The sequence below is a fragment of the Phascolarctobacterium faecium genome, from assembly GCF_003945365.1.
Taxonomy (GTDB): domain Bacteria; phylum Bacillota; class Negativicutes; order Acidaminococcales; family Acidaminococcaceae; genus Phascolarctobacterium; species Phascolarctobacterium faecium.
Genome location: NZ_AP019004.1, coordinates 1264847 through 1291507, shown reverse-complemented (window position 1 = coordinate 1291507; position 26661 = coordinate 1264847). Strand labels below are relative to the sequence as shown.

Sequence of the window (26661 nt, the reverse complement as noted above, 5' to 3'; positions counted from 1 at the left end):
AATGAATATTAAAGAACGTATCCGTAAAATGGGCCCCTTTATTGCCCTTGTCGTAACCTTTATCGTCATAGCCGCCTTAAACGACAGTTTTGTCGATCCCAATAACCTGAAAAACCTGCTGCGTCAGGTTTCCATCAACGCCCTTATTTCTTTCGGTATGACCTTTGTCATCCTGACAGGCGGCATCGACCTGTCTGTCGGCAGCCTGCTGGCACTTTCAAGCGCCCTGATGGGCAGTCTGATCGTCAGCGGCATGAATCCGATGCTGGCGATCCTTGCTGCCTGCTTCATAGGCATGGGCCTTGGCGCTGTCAACGGCTTAGTCATTGCTTACGGCAAAGTAGCACCCTTTATCGCTACGCTCGCCACCATGACCATTTATCGCGGTCTGACACTGGTATATACCAATGGTAACCCTATCAGCGGTCTCAGTGACGACACTATGTTCCACGACTTCGGTCAGGGATTTTTCATGGGATTGCCAGTACCTGCAATCATCATGCTGCTGGCATTTGCCGTTTCCTGGTTCATCCTTAGGAAAACTCCTTTGGGCCGTAAAATCTACGCAGTCGGCGGCAACGAAAAAGTTTCCTTCATCGCCGGCATCAAAATAGAACGTGTCAAAATCTTTGTTTATGCAATCACCGGTTTCTTCTGCGCTCTGGCAGGCGCAGTCCTCACCTCACGTCTCAATTCGGCCCAGCCGACTGCCGGCACCGGTTATGAACTTGACGCCATCGCCGCCGTAGTTTTAGGCGGAACCAGTCTTTCCGGCGGCAAAGGTTATATCACAGGTACACTGGTCGGCGTGCTTATCATCGGCACACTCAACAACGGCCTCAATATTCTCGACGTATCCAGCTTCTATCAACAAGTTGTCAAAGGTATTGTAATTTTACTGGCGGTACTTATGGACCGCAAAAAAGCTTAGGAGGCACTCACCAATGAAAAAAATCTGGACTCTTTTAGTAGCTGCCATCACAGTACTGGCAGTGCTCACTTCCGGCTGCGGCAGCAGTGACAAAGCTGCAAAACCCGCTGACGGCAAAAAAACAACTACCATCGGCTTCTCCATCTCCACACTCAACAACCCCTTCTTCGTATCCGTACGTAAAGGCGTTGAAGAAGAAGCAAAAAAACTCGGAGTCAATGTTAAAATCGTCGATGCGCAAAACGATCCCGCAAAACAGGCCAATGATATTTCTGACCTGATCCAGCAAAAAGTAGACGTACTGCTCATCAACCCGGTCGACTCCGCAGCAGTATCAACTTCTGTGGCAGCTGCCAACAAAGCCAGCATCCCCGTTCTGGCGCTCGACCGCAGCGCCGATAAAGGCACAGTAGCCTCCTTCATCGCTTCTGACAACGTCAAAGGCGGCGAAATGGCAGCCGAATACATCATCCAAAAACTTGGTGAAAAAGTAAAAGTAGCCGAGCTCGAAGGCATCCCCGGCGCATCTGCGACCCGCGAACGCGGCGAAGGCTTCCATAAAGTAGCCGACCAAAAACTTACAGTTGTTGCCAAACAATCTGCTGATTTTGACCGCAGCAAAGGCCTGACTGTCGCTGAAAATATGCTGCAGGCCAACCCTGATATCCAGGCTATTTTCGCTCAAAATGACGAAATGGCACTGGGCGCTATCGAAGCAGCCAAAAGTGCTAACAAAAAAATCTTTATCGTTGGCTTTGACGGCACCCAAGACGGCCTGAAAGCAGTAGAAGCAGGCACTATGGCCGCAACTATCGCTCAACAGCCCGAACTGATGGGCCAGCAGGGTCTGGACGCTGCTGTAAAAGTAGCCAAAGGCGAAAAAGTTGAAGCTAAAATAGGCGTACCGCTCAAACTTGTAGACAAAAAATAATTACTGCCCTTTGACAATTTGGACAAACATAAAAACCCCGGCGCAATGCGCCGGGGTTTTGTTTTATCCTGCACAGGCTTCTGAAATAAACGCCTTCCTTTTAAAAGCTGTACTTCAAATCAACCAACCTTTATCCATTCCCCTTAGACTCAGTGTCTGTTCCTATCAGCAGTTCATCAATCGTACAGCCAAGCAGCTTACGCAAACTCAAAAGCAAACGTAAACTTGGCGACAGGCGGCCATTTTCCACATTACATAAATGCGACTGCGATACACCTATCTGTTTTGCCAAATCAGACTGGCTGATATCAGCACGCAGCCTGCGAATCTTGATTTCCATCCCCATTTTTCTGTAATCTATTTTTTCCATATTCTTCCTCCGCTCTCAGCAGCTGTAAGAAGTATTGTCAGCATCAAATTATTTTTCTGCTGCCATACTGCCTGCCAACTACTCAACTTACTGCCTTAGAAGCTGTAACGGAAGCCTACGTTGGCTCCCCAGTTTTTAGTTACGTTACCGCCAAAACTGCGTTCCACATCACCGTACAGCTCAAAGTTTTTACCTAAAGTAATATTGCCTCCGATGCCTACTTCGAGCCAGGTATCGCCGTAATCTTTGTCTGCGCTGTAACTTTCACCATTAGCAGCCAGCATGGTGACACTGCTGTTGCCGCTGAACTCGTGCAGAACCGAAGCCTTGACATAAACATCACCTCTGCTGAAGGCTTTACCGGCCACAATACCTAAACGACCGATAAAGCTGTTAAGATCGTCATAAGCCACTTTTACACCTTTATTACTAATGTAATCATAGCCGTCGATACGACCAAAAGTCAGCTGAGCCTGCGGCTCAAAATAAACATTATTACCGCCGTCAAAACGTTTGCTATACTCAACACCTATCGAAGTCGCATCGGTCGAATAATCGCCCTGATCGCTGTATTTACCATAGATATCCATATCACCATAAATACGGCCGCGTTTAACTACAATGTCTAAAGCGCTGTTATCTTTGCCCTGCAACGTTCCATACAAACTTACAGCTCCAATTTTGTTCTTGCCGCTGCCGCTGGTATAATTCAGGCTGCCGTCGCTGTATTCGTAGGCAGCGCCCACAAGCCAGTCACCAGCCTGAGCGTCATAACCAAACTGATAAGTTTTATATTTATTAGTAAATTCATCGCCGCCCAGCTTACCGCCGAACATTCTTGCCCAAACACCGTTATCGGCGCCGCTCTGCAGCTCGCCTAAACGCTGGCGCAGCGTACCGTTACCTTCGACCCAGGCGCCGTAAGCAACCCGATGACTGCCGGACATAACATCCACGCTGTTGACGTTAGTTTTACCAAGCGAACCGATTACCCAATCATATTTGCCATCATTTTCCTTATCTGCCAGGGTAATATCAAATTCGTACAAGCCATTAGCATAAACAGAATCTGAAACGGCAAACTTGGTATCAGCCGCTGCTCCCTTTACCAAAACCGCATGGTTTCTTGCCGCAGCCTCCAACCCGCCAGTCGAAACGATTTTAATAGCATTAGTGCCGGCCGCAGAATTTTTATCAATAGTCAGCTTGTCGCTGTAACTGCCGCCACCGTCAACAGCACCTGCGTTCATTACAAAGGTTCCGTCTGCAGCAGTCAGATTATCAACCTGCAGGCTACAGTAACGCCCGCTGTCGGCAGTCATATTGACTACTGAGCCTTTGCCTACCGTAAGGTCGGTGAGCGAAGAATTGCCCTTCATATCCCAATAAGAGCCATTGGTAAATTGCAAATCATTGATACTGCCCTCTGTCTTATAGCTTCTGCCAGAAAAATAGGACTGCGCCGTATCAAAATTTATTTTTACCGTTCCGTATGTTAACTCATGGGCACTGTTATACACCGCACTGGAACCAACAGTGCCTTCCAGCTTGACGTCATTACCACCGGCCATGTTGACTTCCACCTTGCCGCCTTCAGCAATCATGGCCGCGCCAAGATTACCGTTTTTAACAGTCAAGCCTTTGGCAAAAGCAACTTCCGCATCGGTACGGCTGTAAATGCCATACATCTTGGTATTGCTGTTCCCGGCATGGGTGGTCGTTGTAATCCTCGCATCATCGGCAAAAGCTACTTTACTGTGTTCCTGGGCATAAACGCCGTACATAACGGAGCCGTCATTCTCACCGCCTACAGCGATGTCCGCCTTGCCCGCAACCTTCACTTCGCCCAAAGAATTGGCTTCTATTCCTTCAACATACCTTCCGTTGCCCTGAGCATCAATTTTTAAATCGCCCTGGATGTTTATCGTACCCTTACCATTTAATTCAATACTGGTAATGTCAGCCCCTACGGACCTGGCTGTAATCGTTAAATCCCCATACTCTGTTGCAGATTCCCATTGTCTCACACCACGAACGTCAGTGTTGTTTGCCGTGTTAGAGGTAAGGGTAAGTTCAGTATCGCCAAAACTACCCGTAACACCGGTGCTGTCTATGTTAATGCCATAAACATTATATTCGCCCAATATTTCTATCTTAGTACTGTCACTGACATTAGCTGAATCGTGCTCACCCATCAGGTATATCCCTGAACCGGAACCATTCACTGCTTTGCCATAGATAGCCAGGTTTTTGACCTGCAAAGTATTGATATCACCAGAATAATTTAAGTTATTGGCTCTGATGCCATCGACACCGGCAGCTTCCAAATGTATGTCCAGGTCACCCGCCAGCTCCATTTTAGAACCATTGTACAAAGTAACACCGGCAGCATAATCCATCTGCTGCATTACATTATCTTTATTGATATTGACTGTTAAATCTCCGCCTTTAATACTGGCTTCACTGCCAGTACCAGCGCTGGATCCATCAACAAAAACACCATTGGCATAACTTTCAGCAGCATTACTGTTTATCGTAATCACAGAGCCGATATCTGTTCCTAAATCTACTTTCCCCTGCGTCTCGACACGCAGGCCATGGCGCCAGGCCTGCGCTTCGCCGGACTGATTATTCGTGCCAAGTCCGTTAATAGTCAGCTCGATACCCTTTTTAGCGTCCAATTTTGATACGCCGTCCACAAAAATACCGTTATAACCATAAGTGTCCCCAGCATCCGACAGCATAACCGTCACCCGTTCAGTAGCCGTTGTCGTATTATTTCTGCCATAAGTATAAATGCCGGCGCAGTTTTTTCCCGGATCATCCATGGTAATCGTGATTTTATCGTAAGTTGCGCCCCAAGTTCCTGTACTTAAAGTATCAGTACCGGTATAATCAGATGCCCAGGCTGCGTTGTCCCCCCCGAATATGCAAACGTACACTACTCCTGCTGTAAACAACGATTGCAGTACTTTCCCAGCTAATGCTTTATTGCTGTTGACCTGCTTCAAACAGCTTTTTACTTTCTTCCGGCATTTCTGCATACATCTATCTCCTCTTTTTCACGAAATACTATAAAGAAATCCCCCACTTGGATGATGAGGGATATTCTTTATAGATTTTTCAAGCTGCCATCCTGATTTTAGAAGCTGTAACGGAAGCCGACATTGACGCCCCAGTTTTTAGTTACGTCGCCGCCGCTGATACGTTCTACATCCAGATACATACTGGAATCCTTATTAAATTTGTGGTTGACGCCGATACCATATTCGATGGCGGTACCGCCGATGCTGTCACTGTAGCTGGCGCTTCTGCCGTCAGCGCTGACATGTGTATTGATGTCGCCGTCGAAATCGTGCAGTACTGCCGCTTTCAGATAAACGCTGCTGTCTGCCGCAAAGGTTTTGCCCAGCAGGAAGCCGCCGCGCAGAACAATGCTGTTCATGCTGTCGTTAGTAACGCTCATAGTATTGTCGCGAGTGGTTACGGTATAATCATCGCCGCCCAGATGTACGTAGCTTGCACGCACCATAGGTTCAACGAACCAGCCGTCATTCAAATCCTGACGATAGCCGTATTCAACAGCAAAGCTTATAGCTGTACTGCCAAAATCACCGTCCAGTTTTTGGGCAATAGTGCCGCCGTAAGCGCTGGTTTCACTGTCAACTTTACCAACTTTGGCAATGATGTCTACATGATGACCTTTATCGCCAGTCCATGTGCCATATAAAGCGCCTGCCGCGGTTTTGATTTCACCGTCGCCATTAGTCAGGCTGGTATCGCCTTTAGCATATTGTCCTGCCAGGCCGATACGCCAGTTACTGCCGATCTCACGGTCATAACCTGCCGCAAAGCCGTTATATTGATAATCGTTATCTCCCTGCAGTCCATCTACTTTGATTTTGCCGCCGACATATTTAGCCCAAACGCTGTCGTTATCGTCTGCAGAATTACGGACGTCGCCCAGACGTTCCATCAAAGTTTCATCAGCGCCGAACAGAGTCACTGCCGCTCCGGCTGCGATCTTGTTGGCATCCTGAGCCGCCATTTGGGCAGAGGATTGAGTTGCAGCCCTGGTAGTGACCTGTGTCAGGTTCAGACCATCATCGACAATGTCTGCTTTCCCCTCATATTCATAAGACCAGACGCCGTTATCATATTTCATTTCTTTGATGTTGTAGGTGCCGCCTTTATCTGCATTTTCGATCAGTACGACATCTTGGTCCAAATGTCCCTTAGTATCAGCGCCGGCAGCATTGTTATAGCCGTTGCGCATCCCCTGGTCAAAAACAGTGATATTATAGGTACCGCTGCCGGTTACAGCATTACTGGAAGTAATTTTGTCGTTGCCTGCCGACTGACCGTAAACGCCGTTGGCATTGGTACGCATAAAGAGCTCGTTAGTATCGGAAGCATCCAGATCATTAGTAGTGATAGTACGGTAATCAGCAGTATTGTATTTCTCTGCCTGATTATTTTCGTCATAGAAGTAGACCGTACTGCCAGCAAGAGTAGTCTTATCCTCTACAGTCAAGGCTGCCAGATTATCTGTCAGGTTCATGGCAGTACCGCTGATATCGAGAGAACCAAGACTATTCTCCTTCGTCTGTACGTCTGTATCAGATTTCAGATTCAAAGTGCCGTTTGTGAAGTCAGCAGTGCCGTTAAAGGTAACGGTTCCCGTACCGGCATCAAAAGTAGTTACCCCACCTTCAATGTCTGCCGCATGGTCATCTGCATGCTTACCACCGCTGACAGTGATATCAGCATTATCTGCAGCATAATACATTGTGCTGCCGTTTGCCAAAATACCATTGGCGCCTTTGAGGAGCTTAGTTCCTTCAGTAGTAGTACCAACTACCTCGGCACTGATATCCATAGCCCCGGCACTATGAACAGCAATAACCGCACCTTCAGCAGCTTTGATGCCTGTAGCAGTATTAGAACCTGCCCAGTCGGTACTTGCCTCTATAGTCACGGTGCCTCCAACTTCAGCCACCATACTGCCGCCTGTCAGTTCCAGCCCAACAGCCGTAGCTTGAGTGGATGTACTGGAGCCCGAATACGTATATTCAACTTCACTAACTGTTTCTGTTCTGTCTCGATCGCCAACTGCTGTTGCAGTGATTTTTAAATCATTTTGAACTTGGTACACATTAACTGAATTTGCAGACACAACTGCTTTGGCAGTAACATAAGCAGAACCTTCTTGCGCATCTGCGCTGATAGTCAGTCCACTATCAGAAAGCACGTTCAAAGAACCGCCGCTGGTAACAAGTCCCCAGGCTTCAGCTTTAGCACCGTTATTACTTTGAGCCACTGTACCGATAGGAGTGATGCCTTTGCCGCCTTCACCGCCGTTAGTAGTTGCATTGACAGCGCCATTTTGTCCAACAGCAGTTGTTCCTGCGTTACCCTCTGTACCGGTGTTATTTACATTAGCTGTGCCGCCTGCTGCCTCATAAGCTTTACTGCTCTCGAAACTGCCTACGCCTTTACCGGCTATAGCAGTAGCTTTAATAGCAGTCGTTTGCAGATTGACCTGCGATTGCGTAAAGGTCAAAGCTGTGGAAGTTGCACTGCCGCCAACTTGACTTATACCAGCATTACCTGCGTTGCCACCAGTACCACCGGTGCCGCCCTGGCCTGCATTGCCGCCTGTGCCTACAGTACCGTTAGCAGCAGCGGCACCTTCACCGCCCTGAACACCTTGCGAACCCTGAACAGCAATGGTTCCATTTAATAAAATACCGCCCTGGCCGCCAGCACCACCAGCGCCGCCATGTCCACCTTTACCAGCGTCGCCATAGTCGCCGCCGTCACCGCCAACGCCTCCGTTGCCACCAACACCGCCAATGCCACCTGCGCCACCGATACCTGCTTTAGCGCCGTCGCCACCGGTTGCAGTAACTGCAATGCCATTGCCTGCTACAGCAAGATTGATAATACTGCCAGTCCCGGCAAACCCCAGCGCAGTTGCATTACCGCCAACACCGCCATTACCACCGTGGCCACCAGTTCCGCCAGTTCCACCAACGCCGCCGATACCACCAACACCGCCGATACCGCCACTGCCGCCTGCTCCGGCCGCACCACCCTGGCCGCCGTTACCGCCGTTACCACCGACAGTACCTTCTACATCATTATCGCCAACACCTGTACTATGATGGGCATTACTGCCACCAGCACCCTGAGCACCTTGACCGCCCTGAGCACCGTCGCCGCCATCACCGCCATCGCCACCGTTCCCGCCGATACCACCGGTTCCGCCTACGCCGCCGATACCACCGGCGCCACCTGCACCACCAGCTCCGCCATTACCAGCCGCAGCTTCAACAACAAGCCCGCCTAAGCTGATCGTAGTCGCCGTGCCGCTGCCCGCAATTTTCAGTCCTGTCGCTTCAGCGTTACTACCGCTGCCGCCATTACTACCGTTACCACCAATGCCGCCTGTAAGGCCAACAGCTCCCACAGTGCCAGCAGTACCGTCAGCACCAGCCAGGCCAGCACCGCCAGCACCGCCTATAGTGCCATTAGCTCCGGCAGTACTAGGAGTTGTGCCCGAAGTAGTACTGTCAGCTCCATTAACGCCCTGTGCGCCGTCACCTGCTTTAGCGGGAACAGTTGTTATTGCTGCCGCAGTACCACCTACGCCGCCGTAACCGCCGTGGCCGCCGTCACTGCCTGTAGCAGTCACAGTCAAAACGCCGCCGGTAACAGTATTATTGCTGCCTGTAATGTCAACACCGGTAGCTATGGCAAGTCCGCCGTTGCCGCCATTAGCACCGGCGCCGCCATTTAAGTTTTTATCACTTGCCCCATCGACACCCACTTTACCTTCATGGGTATATTTGCCGGAAGTGATTTCCTGGGAATAAGTATTGCCGCCAATGGCTTTAATTGCAATATCACCAAAGGTAATATTGGCGTTTAAGATATTAGTAGAATAAATACCTACAGCAGAACCGATACCGCCATTTTTGCCTGCGGTACTTTCTTCAACTGGCAATCCAGCCGCAGCGCCTTTGCCGTCAGCACCGATAATACCTTCTACAGTCATACTTTTAAGAGTTATAGTTTTACCGCCCATATCGTCCTTGGCACGAAAGGCCAGATCAGCAAAATTCTCATGGTATTGGGCGGCGTACATATCTTCACCGGTTTTTTGCTCTCTCGCAATCGCAATAGCACGATCACTATCAGCTGTATAGCTGGAATATTGTCTCGGATGATCCTGGCTGCCGCCATCGGCTGCCCACACCTGTCCTGGCACAGCCACCCACGCCGTCCCCATTACAGCCAGCGTTACTGCTGCTGCCAGCTGTTTTTTATTACTTGTTTTTAAATACACTAAAATCAACTCCTCAAAATTTGTTGAACAATATATTTCTTCGGCTGACGCCGCAGGAACCAAAGCTTTTACCTGACTTCAAGAGGCTGTTTTAAAATAAATATTTTAAAACAAAAACCGTATTTAACTTGTTTTAGATTGTATTTTTTAACTATTTTATATAATTCTTTAGTTATTTTATCACAGATCTCCCCCCCGACAAGACACGAGAAGGTTATTTTTAAATTTTTTTCTGCGCCGCGTTATTACGCTCCGCGGCACTTGCGCTGCGGCGCAAGTGCGTGTGCGTACTTCACCCGCAGCCAGGCGAAAACATCGAAAAAAAATAGCCTGCCAAAGCAGACTATTTTTTGATCATTATGGACACTTCAAATTCCAGCACCTGCTGCAAACGTGTCAGTACGGCTACAGTGGTGCTGACCTCGCCGCGTTCGATACAGCCATAGTGCTTGGCCGATAAACCTACTGCTTCAGCGATCTGTTCCTGGGTCAGCTTTTTATTTAGCCGCGCTGTTTTCAGCTGCCGGCCTATATATTTTTGCATGCTATCCCTCCCGCCATTATTTTAAGCAGTAAAGGCATAAAATTAACACCTGATTGTACAGGGTGTTAATTTTCGTCGAAAAAGTTTAGACTGTTTGTTGTTGCGCGCGACGTTTTACAGTATAGCCGGGTATCATAAAATTATAGAGAGAACTGATCGTTATAAAAAATTTACCTGAACAGGCAGAGAGATTGAAAGCATTGATAACCGCCGCCCAGGCTGGTGATAAAGCAGCACTGCTGCAGTTATGCACGGATTTTAAGCCGCTTTTAAAAAGCGAGGCCCGCCGTGAGATGTTTTACAGGTCGCTGGGAAAAGACGCAGAAGCTATCGCCGTTCTGGCCTTTATCGAGCTGGTTTTGCAGTATAAGGGCGCTGATTTTGAAAACTGGCCCGGACTGGCACGCTGTAAGGTGCATTTTGCTGTTTTTGACGCGATGCAGAAGCAGGGCAGAATTTGGGAAAACGAAGCCCAGACAGATACGGACAGCGAAGCCGGAATCGCCCTGCTGGAGACAGGCTGTGCAGCAGATGAGCGTCTGGACGAGCTGGCACGTTTTTTACTTTCACTGGAACTGCAGGAAGCGCTGCGGCAGTTAAGTGCAGAACAGAGGAAAATACTGACGCTGCTGTTTTTAGATGACCTGAAGCCGGCCGAGGTGGCAGGACGTCTGGGCTGCACTGTACGCAACGTCACTAAGCACCGGCTAAAAGCACTTGATAAAATGCGGCAGCTTTTGGCGCATTAAGGATCAGGCAAATAAAAAACAGACATTCACGAAACGTGAATGTCTGTTTTTTTATTGATACAACGAATCATTTTCTATTCATTGTTGTGCAACTATGTTTGATTCTTGAGGTAAATCTATTTCAAACTCACTACGTCCGTCACCTGTACCATCTTTTACCCAATTATTGGCTTCGATAGTATGGTGGGTTATGCCCCTGGTATAATCATAAAGCCAGATAACGCTCGGTTTGCATAAAATATTTACTGCTCCGGCATCGCTTCTTGTCCTTAATCCTACCTCAAATTCAAACTCAAAGCCACCGTAAGATGCCGGTCTGGGGTTGACAGGCCTAGCAGGACTTAGAAATCCGACATGCGGCAGCTGCACTTCCCACACGGCTTTATTTTTGACATCATAACAGGCATTTTTACTGATCACCTGTACATCTGCTGCCGAAAAAGCTGTGCTGGCGTTAAAGTTTACCATACCGCTGCTGCTGGCGCTGCCTGTACCTGCAACCAGAACTCCTGCTGTCTCACTATGTGTGCCAACTGTCGTTGTCGGCCCGACAGCATGCCAGTCGCCTTTAGCACTATCAATACTAAATTCCAGCAGCATATTCGTGGCATAATAACCTACTGACAACCAGTTCGGAGCTGGCCGATAATGAGGCCTGTCATTATGGTATATACTGTGAGACATACGGCCACTGATTGTGTAAAATCCTGCTGCTTTACGCTCTATCTCAAAATCGACAACTGCTTTCACAGCCTGCTGCTTTTCATATACAGTACCTGCATGCTCATGATCTTGTCCATTAGCTGTAAAAACCAAATTAACTTTACTCATTTGCTCTCACCCTTTCTTAACACTCCAATTTTTTGCCGTTCAATTCAGTGATCAGAAACTCGGCATAATTTTCACTTTTAAAATGCAGCTTGACTTTCAAGCCTACATTTAAGGGTTCATCAGCAGCCCCGCTTTTGATGCGGCTGGCAGAAACCATATAGAAGCATTTGTCACTGAACTGTTCTGTATCAAATAAACTGCTTTCTGTTTCCCCGCCTTCGCAGACCAGATAATTACCTAAAACAAGTTCGTTGTTCTTTCTGTCATTGACGATACAGATCGCCGCAGTAAGAGGAATTGGTTTTTTATTTGTTTTGACAGCGCCTTCATAAAATTCTCCTATTTTATATGCTCCGCAATATTTCTTTTCGATCACCTGCATAAATAACACTCCTTTTCAATATCGACTAAGTAAGATGCGCATTTTTACTTACCTATATGGTAATGCTGTTTTTATCCATTATGGTAGAATTTATCTTGATTAAAATACAAAAAGACCCTTTCAGCTGAACTGAAAGGGTCTTTTGATTTACAATCTGTAATTGGATACCGATTATCTGCGTTCGCGAATACGAGCAGCTTTACCGGTAAGGCTGCGCAGATAGTAGAGTTTTGCTCTGCGAACGATACCACGACGGGAAACTTCGATTTTCTCCAAACGTGGGCTGTGGATCGGGAATGTTCTTTCAACGCCTACGCCGTAAGAAATACGACGAACGGTGAACATTTCACGAACGCCGGCGCCGCTGCGTGCAATTACTACACCTTCGTACATCTGTACGCGTTCACGAGTACCTTCGACTACTTTTACATAAACTTTTACGGTGTCGCCTGCACGGAAGTCAGGGATGTCGGAACGAAGCTGTTCTTGTTCCAATACTTCAATAATATTCATAATTTCCTCCTCGAATCATAGACGTTCATGTGCGAACACACCACAGCGGACCGTCCGTTTTACACAAATGACATTATATCATACTGTTCAATTAGTTGCAATTATTTTTTGAGCATTTTGACAGTTATTTTTCCCACCAGGCCTCACCGGCCAGCCGGTCTAAAATAATCGCAGCCGCAGAGCGCACACACAGGTGATTATAGTCGCAGGGACCATAAACAGGTTCAAGTACATAATCAAAACTGTTCATTGTTTCCTGTTCCATACCAAAGCCGGTGCCAAAAAGCAGCAGCAGAGGTTTATCACCGCTGTACAGCAACTTTCGTACAAAGCCATAGGTCACTGTATTAGGATAGGTGCGGGCATCGGTAGTAATCGTAACCGGCGCCTGCCCCTCTATTTCAGTAACCGCGGCAATAGCCGACTCAATGCTGGACGTATAGGTTACACGTTCCAGCGCGTTGCTGCGGTCAGGATTATAGGTTTTGCCGTAACCATGCTGCCAATAGTCAGTTATCCTTTTGATGATTTCAGCCTGTACCTCCAGCGGATGGATCAAAAAATATTTTTTGACATCATAGGTGCGAGCGGTACGCGAAATATCGTGGATATCGAAGTTAGTGACGGCAGTAGCAATGACCTGCATATTTTTATTGTAAATAGGATAATGCACCAGCCCCAGATAAAGGTTAGCCATTATTATCACCTGCGAGTTCCTGTTTGATTTCGTTAAGCAGCAACACATCCTCTTTGCCAAGCTCTGCAAGCAGATCAGGCCTGTGCAGATAAGTCGCTTTAAGGGCTTCTTTGCGGCGCCAGCGATTGATCAGAGCGTGATTGCCGTTACGCAGCACTTTCGGTACTTCCAGTCCTTCAAATTCTACCGGCCGGGTGTACTGAGGATATTCCAGCAGTCCCGTACTGAAAGAGTCTTCAACGGCACTGGCCATTTTTCCAAGCACGCCCGGTATAAAGCGCGCTACAGCGTCCATAACTATCAGTGCCGGCAGTTCGCCGCCGGTAAGTACATAGTCGCCAATGGAAAGTTTTTCATCGACCCAGTTGAAGATCCGTTCATCGAAGCCTTCATAATGACCGCAGACCAGAATTAGATCCTGGCCGCTGCGGACATATTCTTCAACGATATCCTGCTTTAATGTGCGCCCGCCCGGGCACATGGCAATAACCCGCGCTGCAGGCAGCTGCTGTTTGGCCATGCGGATAGCCGCTACCATCGGCTCTGGCTTCAAAACCATGCCGGCACCGCCGCCAAAGGGCGTATCGTCCACTGTACGGTGCCTGTCAGTTGCAAAATCGCGCGGATTGATGCAGCTGACTTCTACAAGTCCCGCATCGACGGCGCGTTTGATAATGCTGTGACCGGCCGCTTGTTCAATTTGTTCAGGAAATAAGGTAATAAAGAGAAATCTCACGGTGCATCTGTCCATTCAGGTAATTCGACCACGATCTTACGGTCTGTAATATTGATTTCCTTAACGTGCTTTTTGAGGGCCGGGACGAGGATATCCTTGCCTTCCGGTACAGCAATAACGTAAACGTCGTTGCTGCCGGTGCTGAGCACGTCTTTCAATGTGCCGAGCTGTGTTCCTGCCGTATCGAATACGGGCAGTCCGAGCAGGTCGGCTACATAATATTCGCCTTCTCCAAGCTGAGGCAGATCTTCACTGTTGATTAAAACCTTTTTGCCGCGCAGCAGTTCGGCATCGTTCATTGTTTCCACACCCCTGCATTTCATCAGTACCATACGTTTATGGAACCGGGCAGAGGTGATCTGAAGCGAACGGCCGTCTTCGAGCAGCAAAGAGGAAAGCTCTAAAAATTGTTCAGGATGATCTGTCTGCGGCAGAATACGAATATCGCCCCGCACACCGTGCGGAGCGATAATAGTGCCAATAACTACTTGTTTTTCCATATCATTCGCGGAAAGCAATGATCTTGCCATCCTCAGTGAGGATCTCGGCGCCCATCAGAGCGTCGATATCAGTGCCTATGGTGATCTCGACAGTACGTTCAAGTGTACCGTGACCGATCTCCGCACCGATCTCCAAGGCTTCAGCGCGTTTAAGTTTATCTTCGGCTTCTGCTTTAGCGGCATTGATCTTGTTTCTTTCCATTTCAATCTGCTCACGCAGTGAAGGAAGTACGCTCAGGTCGCTGGCGGCCTGAGAAAGAGCTTTTTTGGCTTGGAATTCGAAGTGCTCGATATCCAGATTAATCGTTTTTATGGTGTTTTGGACATCTCCAATAATTTTCAACTTGAGATCTTCTGTTACTTTTGCTTTTATTGCAACCGGAACACGTACAAACATTTTATCCATATCGTTTACCATCCTTATACGTCTTAGACAATCTCTACGACAACTTTTACATTCTCACGGGTTGCAACAGCTTTCATGACAGTTCTGATTGCTTTAGCAATGCGGCCCTGTTTTCCAATAACTTTACCCATATCTTCAGGAGCAACATGGAGGCGAAGCACCGTTGATGTTCCGGTGGTTTCCTCCTCCACGACTACTGCAGACGGATTACTCACTAGAGACTTGGCCATGACTTCTACCAATTCTTTCATGCAAATCACGCCTCATTTCTTATTTTGCTTTAGATTCAGCATATTTTTTCATGATGCCGTCTTTGCTGAAAAGGTTTTTAACGGTATCAGTAGGTTGTGCACCTTTAGCCATCCAGGAAAGAGCTTTCTCTTCGTCGATCTTTACGGTAGCGGGTTGTACAGTGGAATCATAGAAACCGATGCTTTCGATGATGCGGCCGTCACGCGGAGAGCGGGAGTCAGCAACAACGATACGGTAAAAAGGAGCTTTTTTAGAGCCCATACGTTTTAAACGGATTTTAACTGCCATGTCTATTTCACCTCCTTAAACCAGATGTTGATTTAAATTTATTTGTTCATAAAAGGCATTTTGAAACCGCCTTTTGAAGCAAACTTAGCCATACCCTGCATCTTTTTCATCATCTTTTTGCTTTCTTCAAAGTTTTTGAGAAGCTTGTTGACATCCTGCACGCGCATACCGCAGCCTGCTGCGATACGTTTACGGCGGCTGCCGTTGATGATATCGGGATGACGGCGTTCTTTCGGGGTCATGGAACGGATGATGGCTTCAACGCGGTCGAATTCTTTTTCGTCAACGTTGGCTTCTTTCAGCTTTTGGCTGATGCCGCTCATACCGGGGATAAGCCCCAAAATAGTTTCCAACGAGCCCATTTTTTTGACCTGCTGCATCTGTTCAAGGAACTGCTCGAGCGTGAACTCGTCTTTACGCAGTTTCTTTTCCATTTCCAGGGCTTTGGCAAGGTCGGTCGTGGACTGGATCTTTTCGATCAGAGACAGCATATCACCCATGCCCAGAATACGGGATGCCATACGGTCGGGATGGAAAGGTTCCAAAGCGTCAAGCTTTTCACCCATACCGACAAATTTGACCGGGCGTCCGGTAACTGCTTTTACTGACAATACAGCACCGCCTCTGGCGTCGCCGTCGAGCTTGGTAACGATAAGTCCGTCTATGCCCAGCTCGCCGTTGAAGCTTTCGGCTACAGTGACTGCGTCCTGGCCTGTCATCGCATCGACAACCAGCAATATTTCATGCGGATTGACGGCAGCTTTGATATTACGCAGTTCGTCCATCAGTTCTTCGTTGATATGTAAGCGGCCCGCGGTATCGATGATTACCGTGTCGCAAGCCAGTGAGAATGCTTTATCCATTGCCTTGCGCGCTATCTCGACCGGAGATACCTGATCGCCAAGAGCAAAGACAGGCAGTGAGAGCTGTTCGCCCAGAACCTGTAATTGTTTGATAGCCGCAGGACGGTAAACGTCGCCCGCTACAAGCAACGGCTTTTTGCCTTTTTTCCGCAGCAGGCTGCCAAGCTTACCGGCGGTAGTAGTTTTACCAGCGCCCTGCAGACCTACCAGCATAATGACTGTAGGCGGTTTGTCCGCTACGGTGAGCTTGCTTTGGGTGCCGCCCAAAAGCTGGGTCAGTTCGTCGTTGACGATCTTGATGATCTGCTGACCGGGAGTCAGGCTTTGCTGAACTGTTTCGCCCAGCGCGCGTTCTTTGATATTGGCGACAAAATCTTTAACGACTTTAAAGTTGACGTCGGCTTCAAGCAGAGCCATCCGCACTTCGCGCAGAGGTGCTTTAAGATCGTCTTCTGTTATTTTGCCGCTGCCGCGGAACATTTTTATCGCATTTTGCAGTCTTTCAGATAAATTTTCAAAAGCCATTTTTACCTACTTTCGCCGCTCAATTCGTCTAAAATGCGGCGTACTTGTTGAAGTTCTGCCGAGCCACCGCTTTGGGCAAGGTGGTCAGCCAGCAGCCGGCTCATTTCTTCCAGCAGCTTTTTATCGTGATCATCGCGGGCCAGCAGCGCCAGTTTGCTTTCATAGCGTTCCAGAGTATGCTCTACCCGTTTGATAAGGTCATGTATCGCTTGTCTTGATACTTCAAGTTCATCGGCTATCTCAGCCAGCGAAAGGTCGTCGCAGAAATACAGCTCCAGACATTTTTGCTGTTTTTCGGTGAGCAGGCAGCCGTAGGCATCGAACAAACGTCCTAACCGTACTCTTTGCTCCAAACTGTTTTCCTGCATTTCAATCACCAAAATCTTTACATATTTTATCCGACTTTGGTATTATATCGAAAATCGCAGAGGCTGTCAAGCATTTTTACTTGTCACCATCAAACAAGGCGTCGACAAATTTATCGGCTTCAAAGGGCCGGAAATCCATAATGCCTTCGCCGACACCGATCCACTTAACAGGCAAGCCAAGTTCTTCTTTGATAGCAATAACGACACCGCCTTTAGCCGTACCGTCGAGCTTGGTCAGCACAACACCGGTGACGTTGGCGGTTTCCATAAAGACTTTGGCCTGATTGATAGCGTTCTGCCCTGTCGTTGCATCCAGCACGAGAAAGGTTTCATGCGGAGCTTCTGGTATCTCGCGTTTGATGATGCGGTGTACTTTCTCCAGTTCGTTCATCAGATTGGTTTTATTATGCAGCCGTCCGGCAGTGTCAATAAAAAGTACGTCGACATTGCGGGCAATAGCAGCTTTGACAGCGTCAAAAACCACGGCAGCCGGATCAGCGCCTTCTTCGTGACGGATAACTTCGCAGCCGGCACGCTCCCCCCAAATCTGCAGCTGTTCGGCAGCGGCGGCACGGAAGGTATCGCCGGCAGCCAGCATGACTTTGTATTTGAACAGATGAAAATAGTTGGCCAGCTTGCCGATAGTAGTGGTTTTACCAACACCATTGACGCCCACGACAAGAATAACCGTAGGTTTGGCACCGATACGGGTACGCTGTCCTTCGTCCTGCAGCATTTCGGCAATATATTTTTTGAGGAACGGCATAACCTGCTCCGTCCCCTCGATTTCTTTCTTTTTAGCAGCCTGACGAACAGCATCGATAAGCTTTTCTGTGGTTTTGACACCAACATCACCGCTTAGAAGGATCATTTCCAGTTCTTCTAGAAAGTCTTCATCGACTTTAGCCGACATACCTACAAGTTCTTCGATGCGGTCAGTAAAGTTGCGGCGGGTCTTGCTGAGGCCGTCTTTCAGTCGTTCTAAAAATCCCATGTTCTCACTCCTTTTCGCTCAATTTGACAGATAGTAATTTAGAAACACCGGATTCTTCCATGGTAACGCCGTGCAGAACATGCGCGGCTTCCATAGTGCCTTTGCGGTGTGTGATAACAATAAACTGCGTGCTTTCGGCATAGGCTGCCAGGAATTTCGCAAAGCGGTCAACGTTAGCTTCGTCAAGCGCCGCATCTATTTCGTCAAGGATACAGAAGGGCGAAGGCTGATAGCTGAGCAGAGCGAACAGCAGGGCGATAACCGTCAGGGCCCGCTCGCCGCCTGATAGCAGGAAGAGGCTCTGCAGTTTTTTACCGGGAGGCTGCACTTCGATATCGATGCCGCTGCCTAAAACATCATTAGGGTCAGTAAGTTTTAAAGCAGCAGTACCGCCGCCGAATAAACGCACATAACAGTCGGAAAAATATTCGTTTATTTTTCCGAAGGCCTCTTTGAAGCGTTTGGCCATACCGGAATTGATTTCGCTGATAACTGCTTCCAGATTGGCTTTGGCCTCTGAAAGATCGCTGTATTGACGCTGTAAAAATTCATAGCGCTCGCTGACAGCTTCATATTGTTCGATTGCCGCAGGATTTACCGGGCCTAAGGTTTCAATTTCACGCTCCAGACGCAGTTCACGCCGACGTAAAGCCGCATCGCTTTCATCCAGCAGATCACCGCTGGCACGTGCTTCGTCCAGAGTAATACGGTATTCAGTCGCCAGCTGTTCCAGAGCATGGTCATAGTCGCTGTTTTGACGTACCATTTCCATCGCTGCCTGATTGCGCCTGGTTTCAGCAACAGTCAGTTCTTTTTTCAAAGAATCCAGCCTCTCGCCTGCCACTGCCTGCTTTTCAGTAATGGCAATACGTTTGGCCCCGAATTCATCTTTACCGCCGACAACGGTCTGTAATTCGGCCAGTAATGCGGTACTGCTGGCAGCCAGCTGTTCAGTGCTGGTTTTGCTGGCCGTTATCACGTCAAGCAAATGCTTTTGCTCGTCTTCATTAGCAGCGAGTTCCTGCTGCATACGCCCCATATCGGCATCAAGCTGCTGCATCCGCTCGGCCATCATCGTAGTCCGTGCGGCATTCGATTCCAGTTCGACCCTGGCATCCTGCAGACGATTGCGGATAGATGCCAGCGCGCTGTGGTCTGCGGCCGTTTGTTTCTGCAGATCATCCAGCAGCTGTTTGCCCTGTGCGTCTTCGGCTTCCAGAGCCGTTAGCTGCGGGCGCAGGTCGGTAAGCTGCTGGCGAGCTGCCATATATTCCTGAGAAACCTGATTACGGTCATCCAGCAGAAGCTCCAGCCGTTCCGCAGCCTGACGCTGCTCTGCGCTTAAACGCTCCAGAGCTACGCCCAGCTCAGCTTTGCGGATTTCCTTCTGCTGCAGGTCCTGGCGCAATTCCACCAGTTTGTTGTTATAAACTTTTAAGGTACCTTCGTGTTCTTCAAGCAGCTCCTGATATCCCAACAGCTCACGGCGCAAGACACCTGCCTTTTGTTCCTGTTCGTCGATCTCTTTGCCGCGCGACAGAAAGCCGGCTTCCTTCTGCTGCCTGCTGCCGCCGGTCAGCGAACCGCCGGCATTGACGACATCTCCCGCCAAAGTAACGACTCGGGTACGAAAGCTGCTTTTTTTGGCAGCTGCCAAAGCGGCATCCATATTGTCCGCTACCAGCACCCGACCCAGCAAAAATTTAAAGATCGGCGCCAGTTTTATATCATAGCCGATCAGATCGGCAGCAAATCCCCGAATACCCGGCAGTTTTGCCAGTGCCTCTTCTTCACTGCGGCGTTCATGATATTTGATAGTATCAAGCGGCAGGAAGGTCGCCCGGCCGGCCTGACGCTGTTTAAGATAGGCGATGGCCTTTTTGGCGGCTTCCGAACTGCCCATAACAAGGTTCTGCGCCGCTCCTCCTAATGCAGTTTCTATTGCAACTACATATTCAGGCTGCACTTCGATCAGTTCGGCGGCAACACCGATAACGTCACTGCGCCAGGGTTCCTGCGACTGCAGCACTGTTTTGATCCCATAGCCAAAGCCTTCATAGCTTTTCTGCATATTCTGCAGCAGGTTCAAACGGCTTTCCAGCGCTGTGATCCTGTTTTGACAGTCTTTATGCTGCGACAGAACTTTATTCAGCGCTTCGGTCTCTTCGGCAGCTTTAGCACTCACTTCCCTGCCATCGCGTTTAATAAGCTCCAAAGAGTTTTCTACATTGCTCTGCTCATCGTTCATATTACGGTAACGGCTCTGCAGTTCTTCGCCTGCGGTTTCTGCTTCGGCGATGCTCTTTTTAAGGGCGTCACGCTTACGCATCCGCTGTTCCTGCTCCTGCTCCAGTCCACGGATCTCATTCCGCAGATTGACCATTGTACGCATATTATCGAAAGCAGCTGTTTTCATATCTTCCATTGCCGCTTCAGCTTCGCTGATACGTGTTTCTTTTTCTGCCTGTTCTCTGGTCAGCCTGCTTACCAAAAGCTGTGCGGCAGCCTGCTGCGCTTCTAAACGGTCATAATCCACGACCATCGTTTTGAGCTGAGTATCCAAAGCTGCGATCTGTTCCTGCAGCTTTTTGCCCTGCTCTTCCAAACGCAGTCCTGATTTTTCGCTTTGCCGAACACGCTCTGCCAACACAGCTTCCTGACCACGCAGTTTTTCCAGAGCTGTTTCTTTTTCTTTGATATCGTCCTGAATACGGTTATAGGCTTCACTGAGCTTATCCAGCTCCATTTGTAAGGCACTGCATTCAGCTTCCTGTGTGCTGACGGCAGTAGCGCGTTCCAGTACTTTATTTTCAAGTTCGGCATCCTGTGTGTTCAGCTTCTGCCGAATATTTTCAATATTTTCTATCTTGTGCACAAATTGGGTCAGTTTGCAGGCACGCAGTTCTTTATCCAGCAGATTGAATTTGCGTGTTTGTTCTGCAGCAAGGCGCAGAGGCTCGACCTGACCTTCGACTTCGGCTTTGATGTCGTTGATGCGGGTCAGGTTGGCAGCGGTATCGTCCAGACGCCGCATAGCTTCTTTTTTACGCATCCTGAACTTGGCAATACCAGCGGCTTCTTCAAACAAAGCGCGGCGTTCTTCAGGACGGCTGTTCAGTATTTCATCGATCTTATTCTGACCGATAATGGACATAGAACCACGTCCCAGACCAGTATCTGCCAAAAGGTCAAGAATGTCTTTTAAACGGCAGTTCTTTTTATTGATGGAGTATTCGCTGTCACCGCTGCGAAAAACGCGGCGGGTAATGCTTACTTCATCAAAATCAAGGCTGAGGCGATGGTCGCTGTTGTCAAAAACCAGCGTCACTTCGGCAACACCCAAAGGCCTGCGCTTGCCGCTGCCGGAAAAAATAACATCTTCCATTTTGCTGCCGCGCAGATATTTGGCGCTTTGCTCGCCCAGTACCCAGCGGATCGCATCAGAAATGTTGCTCTTGCCGCTGCCGTTTGGTCCAACGATTGCCGTAATGCCCGAACCGAAGCTTAATTCAATTTTATCTGCAAAGGATTTGAATCCATAAGTCGAAAATGACTTTAAATGCACAAAATCACCCAATCTGCAATATTCTATCAGTATATTTTACCATAGATGAAGGTTTCATACAATTATATGACTCAACGCACTTTTTTAATCAAATGCTGCCGTTATGCTTGAGAAGCAAAAAGTATTTTTTGAAACACTTTTGCTGTATTTCAGGCCGTTTTGTAAAATATTTTTACATTTTTTTATCCTGATGCTAAAAATAACGATTTAATTATGATATAATATGAACACTTGGCAAGACAGCAGAAATGCTGCCAAGTGCCATAATAACCCCGGGTCCTGGCGCCCGGACAAAATTTATCAGCAGTGAGGGGATTTTACATGAAACTTTCAGCACGTATCCAAAGTTTGACTTCTTCACCTATCAGAAAGCTGTCGCCGTATGCAGATGCAGCTAAAGCGAAGGGTAAAAAAATCTACCATCTGAATATCGGACAGCCCGATATCAAAACTCCTGACCAGTTTATGGAAAGCATCCGCACTTATGACGAGCAGGTAATTGCTTATGGCAATTCCAAAGGCGAAGGTTTTCTGATCGAAGCGATACGCAAATACTATGCCGAAAAAGGTATGGATTTTGCTGCCGATGATATTTTTATTACCAACGGCGGCAGCGAAGCTTTGATTTTTGCTGTCATGGCCTTATGTGATCCAGGAGACGAGATCATGGTATTCGAGCCGTTTTATGCTAACTATACTACTTTTGCCAGAGAGTTTGGCGCTAAAATCAACGCTGTACAGACAAATGTGACTGACGGTTACCATCTGCCTGACGCTGCTGCTATCGAAGCGCAGATCACGCCCAGAACAAAAGCTGTTTTACTGACTAATCCCGGTAATCCGACCGGTGTTGTTTATACACAGGAAGAAATGGATATGATTTCAGCAATCGTCCGCAAATATGACCTGGCTTTGATCGCTGACGAGGTATACCGTGAATTTGTTTATGACGGCGCTTACCGAAGCTTTGGCACAATGCCCGAGCTTGCCGACAACCTGATCATCATTGATTCGGTTTCTAAACGCTACAGTGCCTGCGGCGCCCGTATCGGCTGCATAATCAGCAAAAACAAAGAGCTTGCCAAGCAGATTATCAAATGCTGCCAGGGCCGTCTGTGCAGCCCGATTCTGGAACAGGTCGGCGCAGCCGCTTTATATACTACTCCCGTCAGCTATCTGGAGGAAGTGAATCAAGAGTACAAAAAACGCCGCGATACGATCGTTGCCGCTCTTAAAGAGCTGCCTGGCGTAGTTGCTTCCGATCCGAAGGGAGCCTTTTATATTATGGTGCAGCTGCCCGTAGACGATGCTGAAAAGTTTGCTATCTGGACTTTGGAAAATTTTGCTATTGATAACGAAACTGTTATGTTCGCTCCCGGCAACGGTTTCTACAGCGACCCTGAGTTGGGGGTTAATGAGGCTAGGCTGGCCTATGTTCTCAATTGTGATGATTTGAAAAAGGCAATTTATATCCTTGGTGAAGCACTGAAGGCATATCCAGGAAAAACTAACTGATAACTAAAGTAAAAGCCTTGAATACTTTTTGTATTCAAGGCTTTTTTATTTTTTTACGTCCGGTATTGATAACCTGCCACGCTTCCAAAAGCTTAGTCAGGCTCCAGCGGGCATTGGCCGGGCTGGTAGAAGGCAGGAAATGCACAGTAATCCTCTGCAGATCGAGCTGTCTGGTATATTTTTTAAAGGCGGCGGCAGCTTTGCCTCCATTACAGCAGATAGTATGTATCTGCGGATGATTCTGCAAAAATCCGGCCAGATCGTTAGGCTGCTCGCAGGTAATATCCGAATCAAGACTGCCTTCACGTTCGCAGTAACCCAGTACGTCCCAAAGAGCTATACGGTTATCTAAAAGCATCTGCTTTTTATCCGCATAATCCAAAGGAACCTCAGCATAGCCTAAAAGCATCGTCACCAACGGCCAAAAACGATTCTGCGGATGTCCGTAATACTGCTGCATCTGCAAGGAACGAACACCGGGCATGGAACCGAGAATGAGCAGCCTGCTGTCTGTGTCAGCGACCGGGTCAAAGCTCTGACATTCACTCATCGTCCAACCTCCAGCTTATCATAATACGTTCTGCATCAGGCCCTGCTTTGATATTTACAGGAACCGGTCCTGCAAGCTGCTGCCAGCGCCGCAGATTATTGTTTTTCAGCCCGCGCAGCTTTGATTCCAGCTTGCTCGGGCAGGTTATTACTATGTTTCCCGCGCCTTGGCAAAACAGCCTCTGCAGCTGCGGAGTCAGTTCGGCATAGAGCAAAAAGCTTTGCACAAGTTCACCAAAAGATGGGTGGAACGGTCCAGCAACAATATTACCTTCACTGCACAACTCTTCATCGGCCTGCAAGCCAACACGAATGACTTTGATCCCCGCCAGGGTTAATTTGCTGTATACATAAGCACTTTGCTCAACTGCTGCTTCCAGTGTCAGAGGCTCAAATTCACCACGTTCGTAAATATGCTCAAGCGGCGTGCCTTTTATTACCAGCAAGGGATAAATACGGGCAAAAGAAGGACCGAGCCTGAGCACCTGCTCAACCGTAGCTTTGACGCTGTCAAAGCTTTGGCCAGGCATACCTACCATTAACTGCAGACCGATCTCAAAGCCATACTGTTTCAGCAAAGAAACAGCCTTATAAACATCGGCGGCCTGATGCCCCCGCTCTGCCGCTGCCAGAACATTATCGTCCAGCGACTGCACACCCAGTTCTACCGTTTTTACGCCGTGTGCCTGCAGCAGCTCTAACCGGGCGGCATCAATATAATCTGGTCGGGTAGATAAGCGAACACTGCCAATAACACCTTCCGCCAAAAGTTTATCTACAGGTCGGAAAAGTTCTGTCTGCAAGTCGGCCGGCAAACCTGTAAACGAGCCGCCGTAAAAAGCCGCTTCGTTGGAAGGGCCCGGTTTGATCCATTGCAGATAGCGTTCGAGCTGCTGCTCTACGTCTCTCGACGACGCAGTCTGCTGACCGCTGATAGTTTTTTGATTACAGAACACGCACTGGTGCGGACAGCCCGCATGCGGTATAAACACAGGTATGATTGCCACTGCCCTGCCTCCTTGCATTAAACGTTTATTATAATGCGGCTTATTAGTGCGCCTGCATTTTTATCAACATGCTTGATAATTGCATTATACCCGTATCACCGCTCCCGGTCAATGCCCGCCATCCGCCCTGGTGTCATTCACAAAATTTTACTTGCCTTTTTTAGAAAATGTTGTTATAATTCAATTAGTCCGATTTCGGACTTTATTAAAAAAGGAGGGCGCTTATGCATAAAGAGCTGCAACGGATACGCCACGGCTACTACGACCTTTGGTTCGGCACAAACGCCGTCTATGAACGCTGGGCCAAATCACACGGACTCAATAACAATTTACTGCTGACCCTGTATTTGCTGAAGGAATTTCCAAATGACTGTACCCAGCATCTGATCTGCGAAAAACTGATGCTGCCCAAACAGACGGTCAACAGTATTCTGTCCGGATTGGAAGACAAAGGCTTCGTCGAAAAAATAATCAGCCCTACTGATAAACGCGTCAAGCTGTTGGTTTTTACCAGTCAGGGAGCTGCTTATGCCGACGGGCTTTTACAAAAAATGGATGATTTTGAAGAACGGGCGCTGCGTAATATGACTGACGCCCAGCGCAACGCACTGCTGGAAGGCGGCTTTGCCTGGATGAAGGCTTTACGTGACGCCATAGATGATTAGGAGGATATCATGGGATTTGTATATTTAGGTTTAGCTATTGTTTTGGAATTACTGGGCACAACATTTTTGAAATACACACTGGGCTTTACTAAGCTGTCACCTTCGCTGGTAGTAGTTGCAGCTTACACAGGCGCTTTTTATTTTCTGTCCCGTTCACTGCAGTTTATTGATTTGAACATTGCGTATGCAACCTGGGCAGGCATCGGTGTCGTTGCCGCAGCCATCATTTCAATGCTGGTCTTTCACGAAAGCATCAACGCCATCGGCGCCGTCGGTATGGCTTTGGTCGTCAGCGGTGTAGTTCTGCTGAACCTGTATGGACCTTCACACTGAGCTGAACAGCAGACAAAGAAAACCCTTGCCGGTAAACCGGCAAGGGTTTATTTTATTTAGGAAAGCCTGTCAAAGGCGCGCCCATTTTTTCAAGAGCGCTTTTAGCAGCCTGCTGTTCCGCTTCCTTTTTCGTCCTGCCTTCGCCTGAACCGATATGTTTGCCGTTAACGGAAACAATGGTGGCAAAATGTTTGTTGTGTTCAGGACCTTTGGAACCGATCAGCTCATAGACGATATCAACATCGCCATCCTGCTGCGCAACTTCCTGCAGCCTTGTTTTAAAATCACTGCAAATGCCGTGCGTACAGATAAAATCCAGCTCGGCTTTCATTAACCCCAGTAAAAATACACGGGCTGCTTCCATACCCTGGTCTAAATAATAAGCCCCAAGTACAGATTCAAAAGCGTCGGCCAGGATAGAAGCGCGTTCGCGTCCTCCCGACAAACCTTCTCCCTTTCCTAAAAGCAGGTAATCACCAAGATTTATTTTACGGGCATATTCAGCCAGCGATGCTTCGCAGACGATATGGGCCCTGAGCTTGGTAAGTTCTCCTTCGTTAAGGTTGGGGAAAGTGCAGTACATATATGTACTGACGATAACGCTGAGCACGGAGTCGCCTAAAAATTCTACGCGTTCGTTATGTTCCGGACGCGGTAATTCTTTAGATTCGTGAGCGTATGATGTATGCGTCAGAGCGCTGTTTAGAAGTTCCAGCTTGTGCATTTCGATGCCAAGGCTTTGACAGAACTTCAGCAGCTGCTCTTTGCGCGTGTCTTGCATTTAAATCACTCTATT

26 protein-coding genes are annotated in these 26661 nt (G+C 48.2%); 6 read left to right on the top strand and 20 right to left on the bottom strand.

Annotated elements, in window-relative coordinates; translation table 11 throughout:
* Window position 1: 1 nt before the first annotated feature.
* On the top strand, window positions 2–931 hold the full coding sequence (locus PFJ30894_RS06350) for an ABC transporter permease subunit (RefSeq protein WP_021717551.1): 930 nt from the start codon (window positions 2–4) through the stop codon (window positions 929–931).
* Window positions 932–944: 13 nt separating this feature from the next.
* Window positions 945–1862, top strand: coding sequence for a ribose ABC transporter substrate-binding protein RbsB (rbsB, locus tag PFJ30894_RS06345; RefSeq protein WP_113077178.1), 918 nt, complete (start codon window positions 945–947; stop codon window positions 1860–1862).
* A gap of 130 nt (window positions 1863–1992) precedes the next feature.
* Here rbsB and PFJ30894_RS06340 read toward each other — a convergent pair whose 3' ends face one another.
* The 4 genes from PFJ30894_RS06340 to PFJ30894_RS06320 form a co-directional block, all read right to left on the bottom strand.
* Window positions 1993–2232, bottom strand: coding sequence for a helix-turn-helix domain-containing protein (locus PFJ30894_RS06340; protein WP_113077179.1), 240 nt, complete (start codon window positions 2230–2232; stop codon window positions 1993–1995).
* A 95-nt stretch (window positions 2233–2327) separates the two neighbouring features.
* Window positions 2328–5276, bottom strand: a complete 2949-nt coding sequence (locus PFJ30894_RS06335; RefSeq protein ID WP_125669329.1) for an autotransporter outer membrane beta-barrel domain-containing protein — start codon at window positions 5274–5276, stop codon at window positions 2328–2330.
* Between the two features lie 98 nt (window positions 5277–5374).
* Window positions 5375–9583, bottom strand: coding sequence for an autotransporter outer membrane beta-barrel domain-containing protein (locus PFJ30894_RS12035; protein ID WP_167457039.1), 4209 nt, complete (start codon window positions 9581–9583; stop codon window positions 5375–5377).
* Window positions 9584–9926: 343 nt separating this feature from the next.
* Window positions 9927–10127, bottom strand: a complete 201-nt coding sequence (locus PFJ30894_RS06320) for a helix-turn-helix domain-containing protein (protein WP_021717255.1) — start codon at window positions 10125–10127, stop codon at window positions 9927–9929.
* Window positions 10128–10318: 191 nt separating this feature from the next.
* Between PFJ30894_RS06320 and PFJ30894_RS06315 the strand changes: the two genes are divergently transcribed.
* Window positions 10319–10876, top strand: coding sequence for an RNA polymerase sigma factor (locus PFJ30894_RS06315; RefSeq protein ID WP_167457038.1), 558 nt, complete (start codon window positions 10319–10321; stop codon window positions 10874–10876).
* A gap of 78 nt (window positions 10877–10954) precedes the next feature.
* On the opposite strand, the gene PFJ30894_RS06310 is transcribed toward PFJ30894_RS06315, so the two are convergent.
* From PFJ30894_RS06310 to smc, 13 genes are all read right to left on the bottom strand, one after another.
* Entirely contained in the window at window positions 10955–11707 is a 753-nt protein-coding gene (locus PFJ30894_RS06310; RefSeq protein WP_125669327.1) for a hypothetical protein, read from the bottom strand.
* A gap of 16 nt (window positions 11708–11723) precedes the next feature.
* Window positions 11724–12089 carry a hypothetical protein gene (locus PFJ30894_RS06305; protein ID WP_125669326.1) on the bottom strand — a complete coding sequence of 122 codons (366 nt, stop codon included), beginning with the start codon at window positions 12087–12089 and terminating at the stop codon, window positions 11724–11726.
* A 171-nt stretch (window positions 12090–12260) separates the two neighbouring features.
* Window positions 12261–12602, bottom strand: coding sequence for a 50S ribosomal protein L19 (gene rplS, locus PFJ30894_RS06300; protein WP_021717253.1), 342 nt, complete (start codon window positions 12600–12602; stop codon window positions 12261–12263).
* A 124-nt stretch (window positions 12603–12726) separates the two neighbouring features.
* Window positions 12727–13299, bottom strand: a complete 573-nt coding sequence (locus tag PFJ30894_RS06295; RefSeq protein ID WP_125669325.1) for an RNA methyltransferase — start codon at window positions 13297–13299, stop codon at window positions 12727–12729.
* Window positions 13292–14035, bottom strand: coding sequence for a tRNA (guanosine(37)-N1)-methyltransferase TrmD (gene trmD / locus PFJ30894_RS06290; protein WP_125669945.1), 744 nt, complete (start codon window positions 14033–14035; stop codon window positions 13292–13294). Before trmD ends, PFJ30894_RS06295 begins: the two co-directional genes overlap by 8 nt.
* The gene (gene rimM, locus PFJ30894_RS06285) at window positions 14032–14553 is read right to left on the bottom strand and encodes a ribosome maturation factor RimM (protein ID WP_231997867.1); all 522 of its coding nucleotides are present in this window, start codon (window positions 14551–14553) and stop codon (window positions 14032–14034) included. Before rimM ends, trmD begins: the two co-directional genes overlap by 4 nt.
* Window positions 14537–14941, bottom strand: coding sequence for a YlqD family protein (locus PFJ30894_RS06280; RefSeq protein ID WP_021717249.1), 405 nt, complete (start codon window positions 14939–14941; stop codon window positions 14537–14539). Before PFJ30894_RS06280 ends, rimM begins: the two co-directional genes overlap by 17 nt.
* A 23-nt stretch (window positions 14942–14964) precedes the next feature.
* Window positions 14965–15192, bottom strand: coding sequence for a KH domain-containing protein (locus PFJ30894_RS06275; protein WP_021717248.1), 228 nt, complete (start codon window positions 15190–15192; stop codon window positions 14965–14967).
* Window positions 15193–15211: 19 nt separating this feature from the next.
* Window positions 15212–15481 carry a 30S ribosomal protein S16 gene (gene rpsP, locus PFJ30894_RS06270; RefSeq protein WP_021717247.1) on the bottom strand — a complete coding sequence of 90 codons (270 nt, stop codon included), beginning with the start codon at window positions 15479–15481 and terminating at the stop codon, window positions 15212–15214.
* A gap of 38 nt (window positions 15482–15519) precedes the next feature.
* The gene (ffh, locus tag PFJ30894_RS06265; RefSeq protein ID WP_125669324.1) at window positions 15520–16869 is read right to left on the bottom strand and encodes a signal recognition particle protein; all 1350 of its coding nucleotides are present in this window, start codon (window positions 16867–16869) and stop codon (window positions 15520–15522) included.
* A gap of 2 nt (window positions 16870–16871) precedes the next feature.
* Window positions 16872–17237 carry a YlxM family DNA-binding protein gene (ylxM, locus tag PFJ30894_RS06260; RefSeq protein WP_044491564.1) on the bottom strand — a complete coding sequence of 122 codons (366 nt, stop codon included), beginning with the start codon at window positions 17235–17237 and terminating at the stop codon, window positions 16872–16874.
* Between the two features lie 76 nt (window positions 17238–17313).
* Window positions 17314–18231 carry a signal recognition particle-docking protein FtsY gene (ftsY, locus tag PFJ30894_RS06255; RefSeq protein ID WP_021717244.1) on the bottom strand — a complete coding sequence of 306 codons (918 nt, stop codon included), beginning with the start codon at window positions 18229–18231 and terminating at the stop codon, window positions 17314–17316.
* A 4-nt stretch (window positions 18232–18235) separates the two neighbouring features.
* Entirely contained in the window at window positions 18236–21796 is a 3561-nt protein-coding gene (gene smc, locus PFJ30894_RS06250; protein ID WP_167457037.1) for a chromosome segregation protein SMC, read from the bottom strand.
* A 321-nt stretch (window positions 21797–22117) separates the two neighbouring features.
* Here smc and PFJ30894_RS06245 point away from each other — a divergent pair, with 321 nt between their 5' ends.
* Window positions 22118–23311: a pyridoxal phosphate-dependent aminotransferase gene (locus PFJ30894_RS06245; protein WP_021717242.1), complete on the top strand. Its 1194-nt coding sequence runs from the start codon at window positions 22118–22120 to the stop codon at window positions 23309–23311.
* Window positions 23312–23345: 34 nt separating this feature from the next.
* On the opposite strand, the gene PFJ30894_RS06240 is transcribed toward PFJ30894_RS06245, so the two are convergent.
* Window positions 23346–23861 carry a DNA-deoxyinosine glycosylase gene (locus PFJ30894_RS06240; protein WP_125669322.1) on the bottom strand — a complete coding sequence of 172 codons (516 nt, stop codon included), beginning with the start codon at window positions 23859–23861 and terminating at the stop codon, window positions 23346–23348.
* Complete coding sequence (locus PFJ30894_RS06235) at window positions 23854–24867, bottom strand: elongator complex protein 3 (RefSeq protein ID WP_125669321.1); 1014 nt, start codon at window positions 24865–24867, stop codon at window positions 23854–23856. Before PFJ30894_RS06235 ends, PFJ30894_RS06240 begins: the two co-directional genes overlap by 8 nt.
* 224 nt (window positions 24868–25091) lie before the next feature.
* Here PFJ30894_RS06235 and PFJ30894_RS06230 point away from each other — a divergent pair, with 224 nt between their 5' ends.
* Both PFJ30894_RS06230 and PFJ30894_RS06225 read left to right on the top strand, forming a co-directional pair.
* Window positions 25092–25532 carry a MarR family winged helix-turn-helix transcriptional regulator gene (locus tag PFJ30894_RS06230; RefSeq protein ID WP_125669320.1) on the top strand — a complete coding sequence of 147 codons (441 nt, stop codon included), beginning with the start codon at window positions 25092–25094 and terminating at the stop codon, window positions 25530–25532.
* A gap of 9 nt (window positions 25533–25541) precedes the next feature.
* The gene (locus tag PFJ30894_RS06225) at window positions 25542–25865 is read left to right on the top strand and encodes a DMT family transporter (RefSeq protein WP_021717238.1); all 324 of its coding nucleotides are present in this window, start codon (window positions 25542–25544) and stop codon (window positions 25863–25865) included.
* A 52-nt stretch (window positions 25866–25917) separates the two neighbouring features.
* Here the strand turns inward: PFJ30894_RS06225 and rnc are convergent, their stop codons facing one another.
* Entirely contained in the window at window positions 25918–26646 is a 729-nt protein-coding gene (gene rnc / locus PFJ30894_RS06220; RefSeq protein ID WP_021717237.1) for a ribonuclease III, read from the bottom strand.
* Between the last annotated feature and the right edge of the window lie 15 nt (window positions 26647–26661).

Bases quoted from the DNA above. Each gene is read 5' to 3' on its own strand.
- PFJ30894_RS06225 (WP_021717238.1), top strand. From the start codon at position 25,542: ATGGGATTTGTATATTTAGGTTTAGCTATTGTTTTGGAATTACTGGGC.
- PFJ30894_RS06280 (WP_021717249.1), bottom strand. From the start codon at position 14,941: ATGGATAAAATGTTTGTACGTGTTCCGGTTGCAATAAAAGCAAAAGTA.
- rpsP (WP_021717247.1), bottom strand. From the start codon at position 15,481: ATGGCAGTTAAAATCCGTTTAAAACGTATGGGCTCTAAAAAAGCTCCT.
- ylxM (WP_044491564.1), bottom strand. From the start codon at position 17,237: ATGCAGGAAAACAGTTTGGAGCAAAGAGTACGGTTAGGACGTTTGTTC.
- ffh (WP_125669324.1), bottom strand. From the start codon at position 16,869: ATGGCTTTTGAAAATTTATCTGAAAGACTGCAAAATGCGATAAAAATG.
- PFJ30894_RS06350 (WP_021717551.1), top strand. From the start codon at position 2: ATGAATATTAAAGAACGTATCCGTAAAATGGGCCCCTTTATTGCCCTT.
- PFJ30894_RS06310 (WP_125669327.1), bottom strand. From the start codon at position 11,707: ATGAGTAAAGTTAATTTGGTTTTTACAGCTAATGGACAAGATCATGAG.
- rbsB (WP_113077178.1), top strand. From the start codon at position 945: ATGAAAAAAATCTGGACTCTTTTAGTAGCTGCCATCACAGTACTGGCA.
- PFJ30894_RS06230 (WP_125669320.1), top strand. From the start codon at position 25,092: ATGCATAAAGAGCTGCAACGGATACGCCACGGCTACTACGACCTTTGG.
- PFJ30894_RS06340 (WP_113077179.1), bottom strand. From the start codon at position 2,232: ATGGAAAAAATAGATTACAGAAAAATGGGGATGGAAATCAAGATTCGC.
- PFJ30894_RS06245 (WP_021717242.1), top strand. From the start codon at position 22,118: ATGAAACTTTCAGCACGTATCCAAAGTTTGACTTCTTCACCTATCAGA.
- ftsY (WP_021717244.1), bottom strand. From the start codon at position 18,231: ATGGGATTTTTAGAACGACTGAAAGACGGCCTCAGCAAGACCCGCCGC.
- PFJ30894_RS06275 (WP_021717248.1), bottom strand. From the start codon at position 15,192: ATGAAAGAATTGGTAGAAGTCATGGCCAAGTCTCTAGTGAGTAATCCG.
- rnc (WP_021717237.1), bottom strand. From the start codon at position 26,646: ATGCAAGACACGCGCAAAGAGCAGCTGCTGAAGTTCTGTCAAAGCCTT.
- PFJ30894_RS06295 (WP_125669325.1), bottom strand. From the start codon at position 13,299: ATGGCTAACCTTTATCTGGGGCTGGTGCATTATCCTATTTACAATAAA.
- PFJ30894_RS06320 (WP_021717255.1), bottom strand. From the start codon at position 10,127: ATGCAAAAATATATAGGCCGGCAGCTGAAAACAGCGCGGCTAAATAAA.
- PFJ30894_RS06240 (WP_125669322.1), bottom strand. From the start codon at position 23,861: ATGAGTGAATGTCAGAGCTTTGACCCGGTCGCTGACACAGACAGCAGG.
- rplS (WP_021717253.1), bottom strand. From the start codon at position 12,602: ATGAATATTATTGAAGTATTGGAACAAGAACAGCTTCGTTCCGACATC.
- PFJ30894_RS06305 (WP_125669326.1), bottom strand. From the start codon at position 12,089: ATGCAGGTGATCGAAAAGAAATATTGCGGAGCATATAAAATAGGAGAA.
- PFJ30894_RS06335 (WP_125669329.1), bottom strand. From the start codon at position 5,276: ATGCAGAAATGCCGGAAGAAAGTAAAAAGCTGTTTGAAGCAGGTCAAC.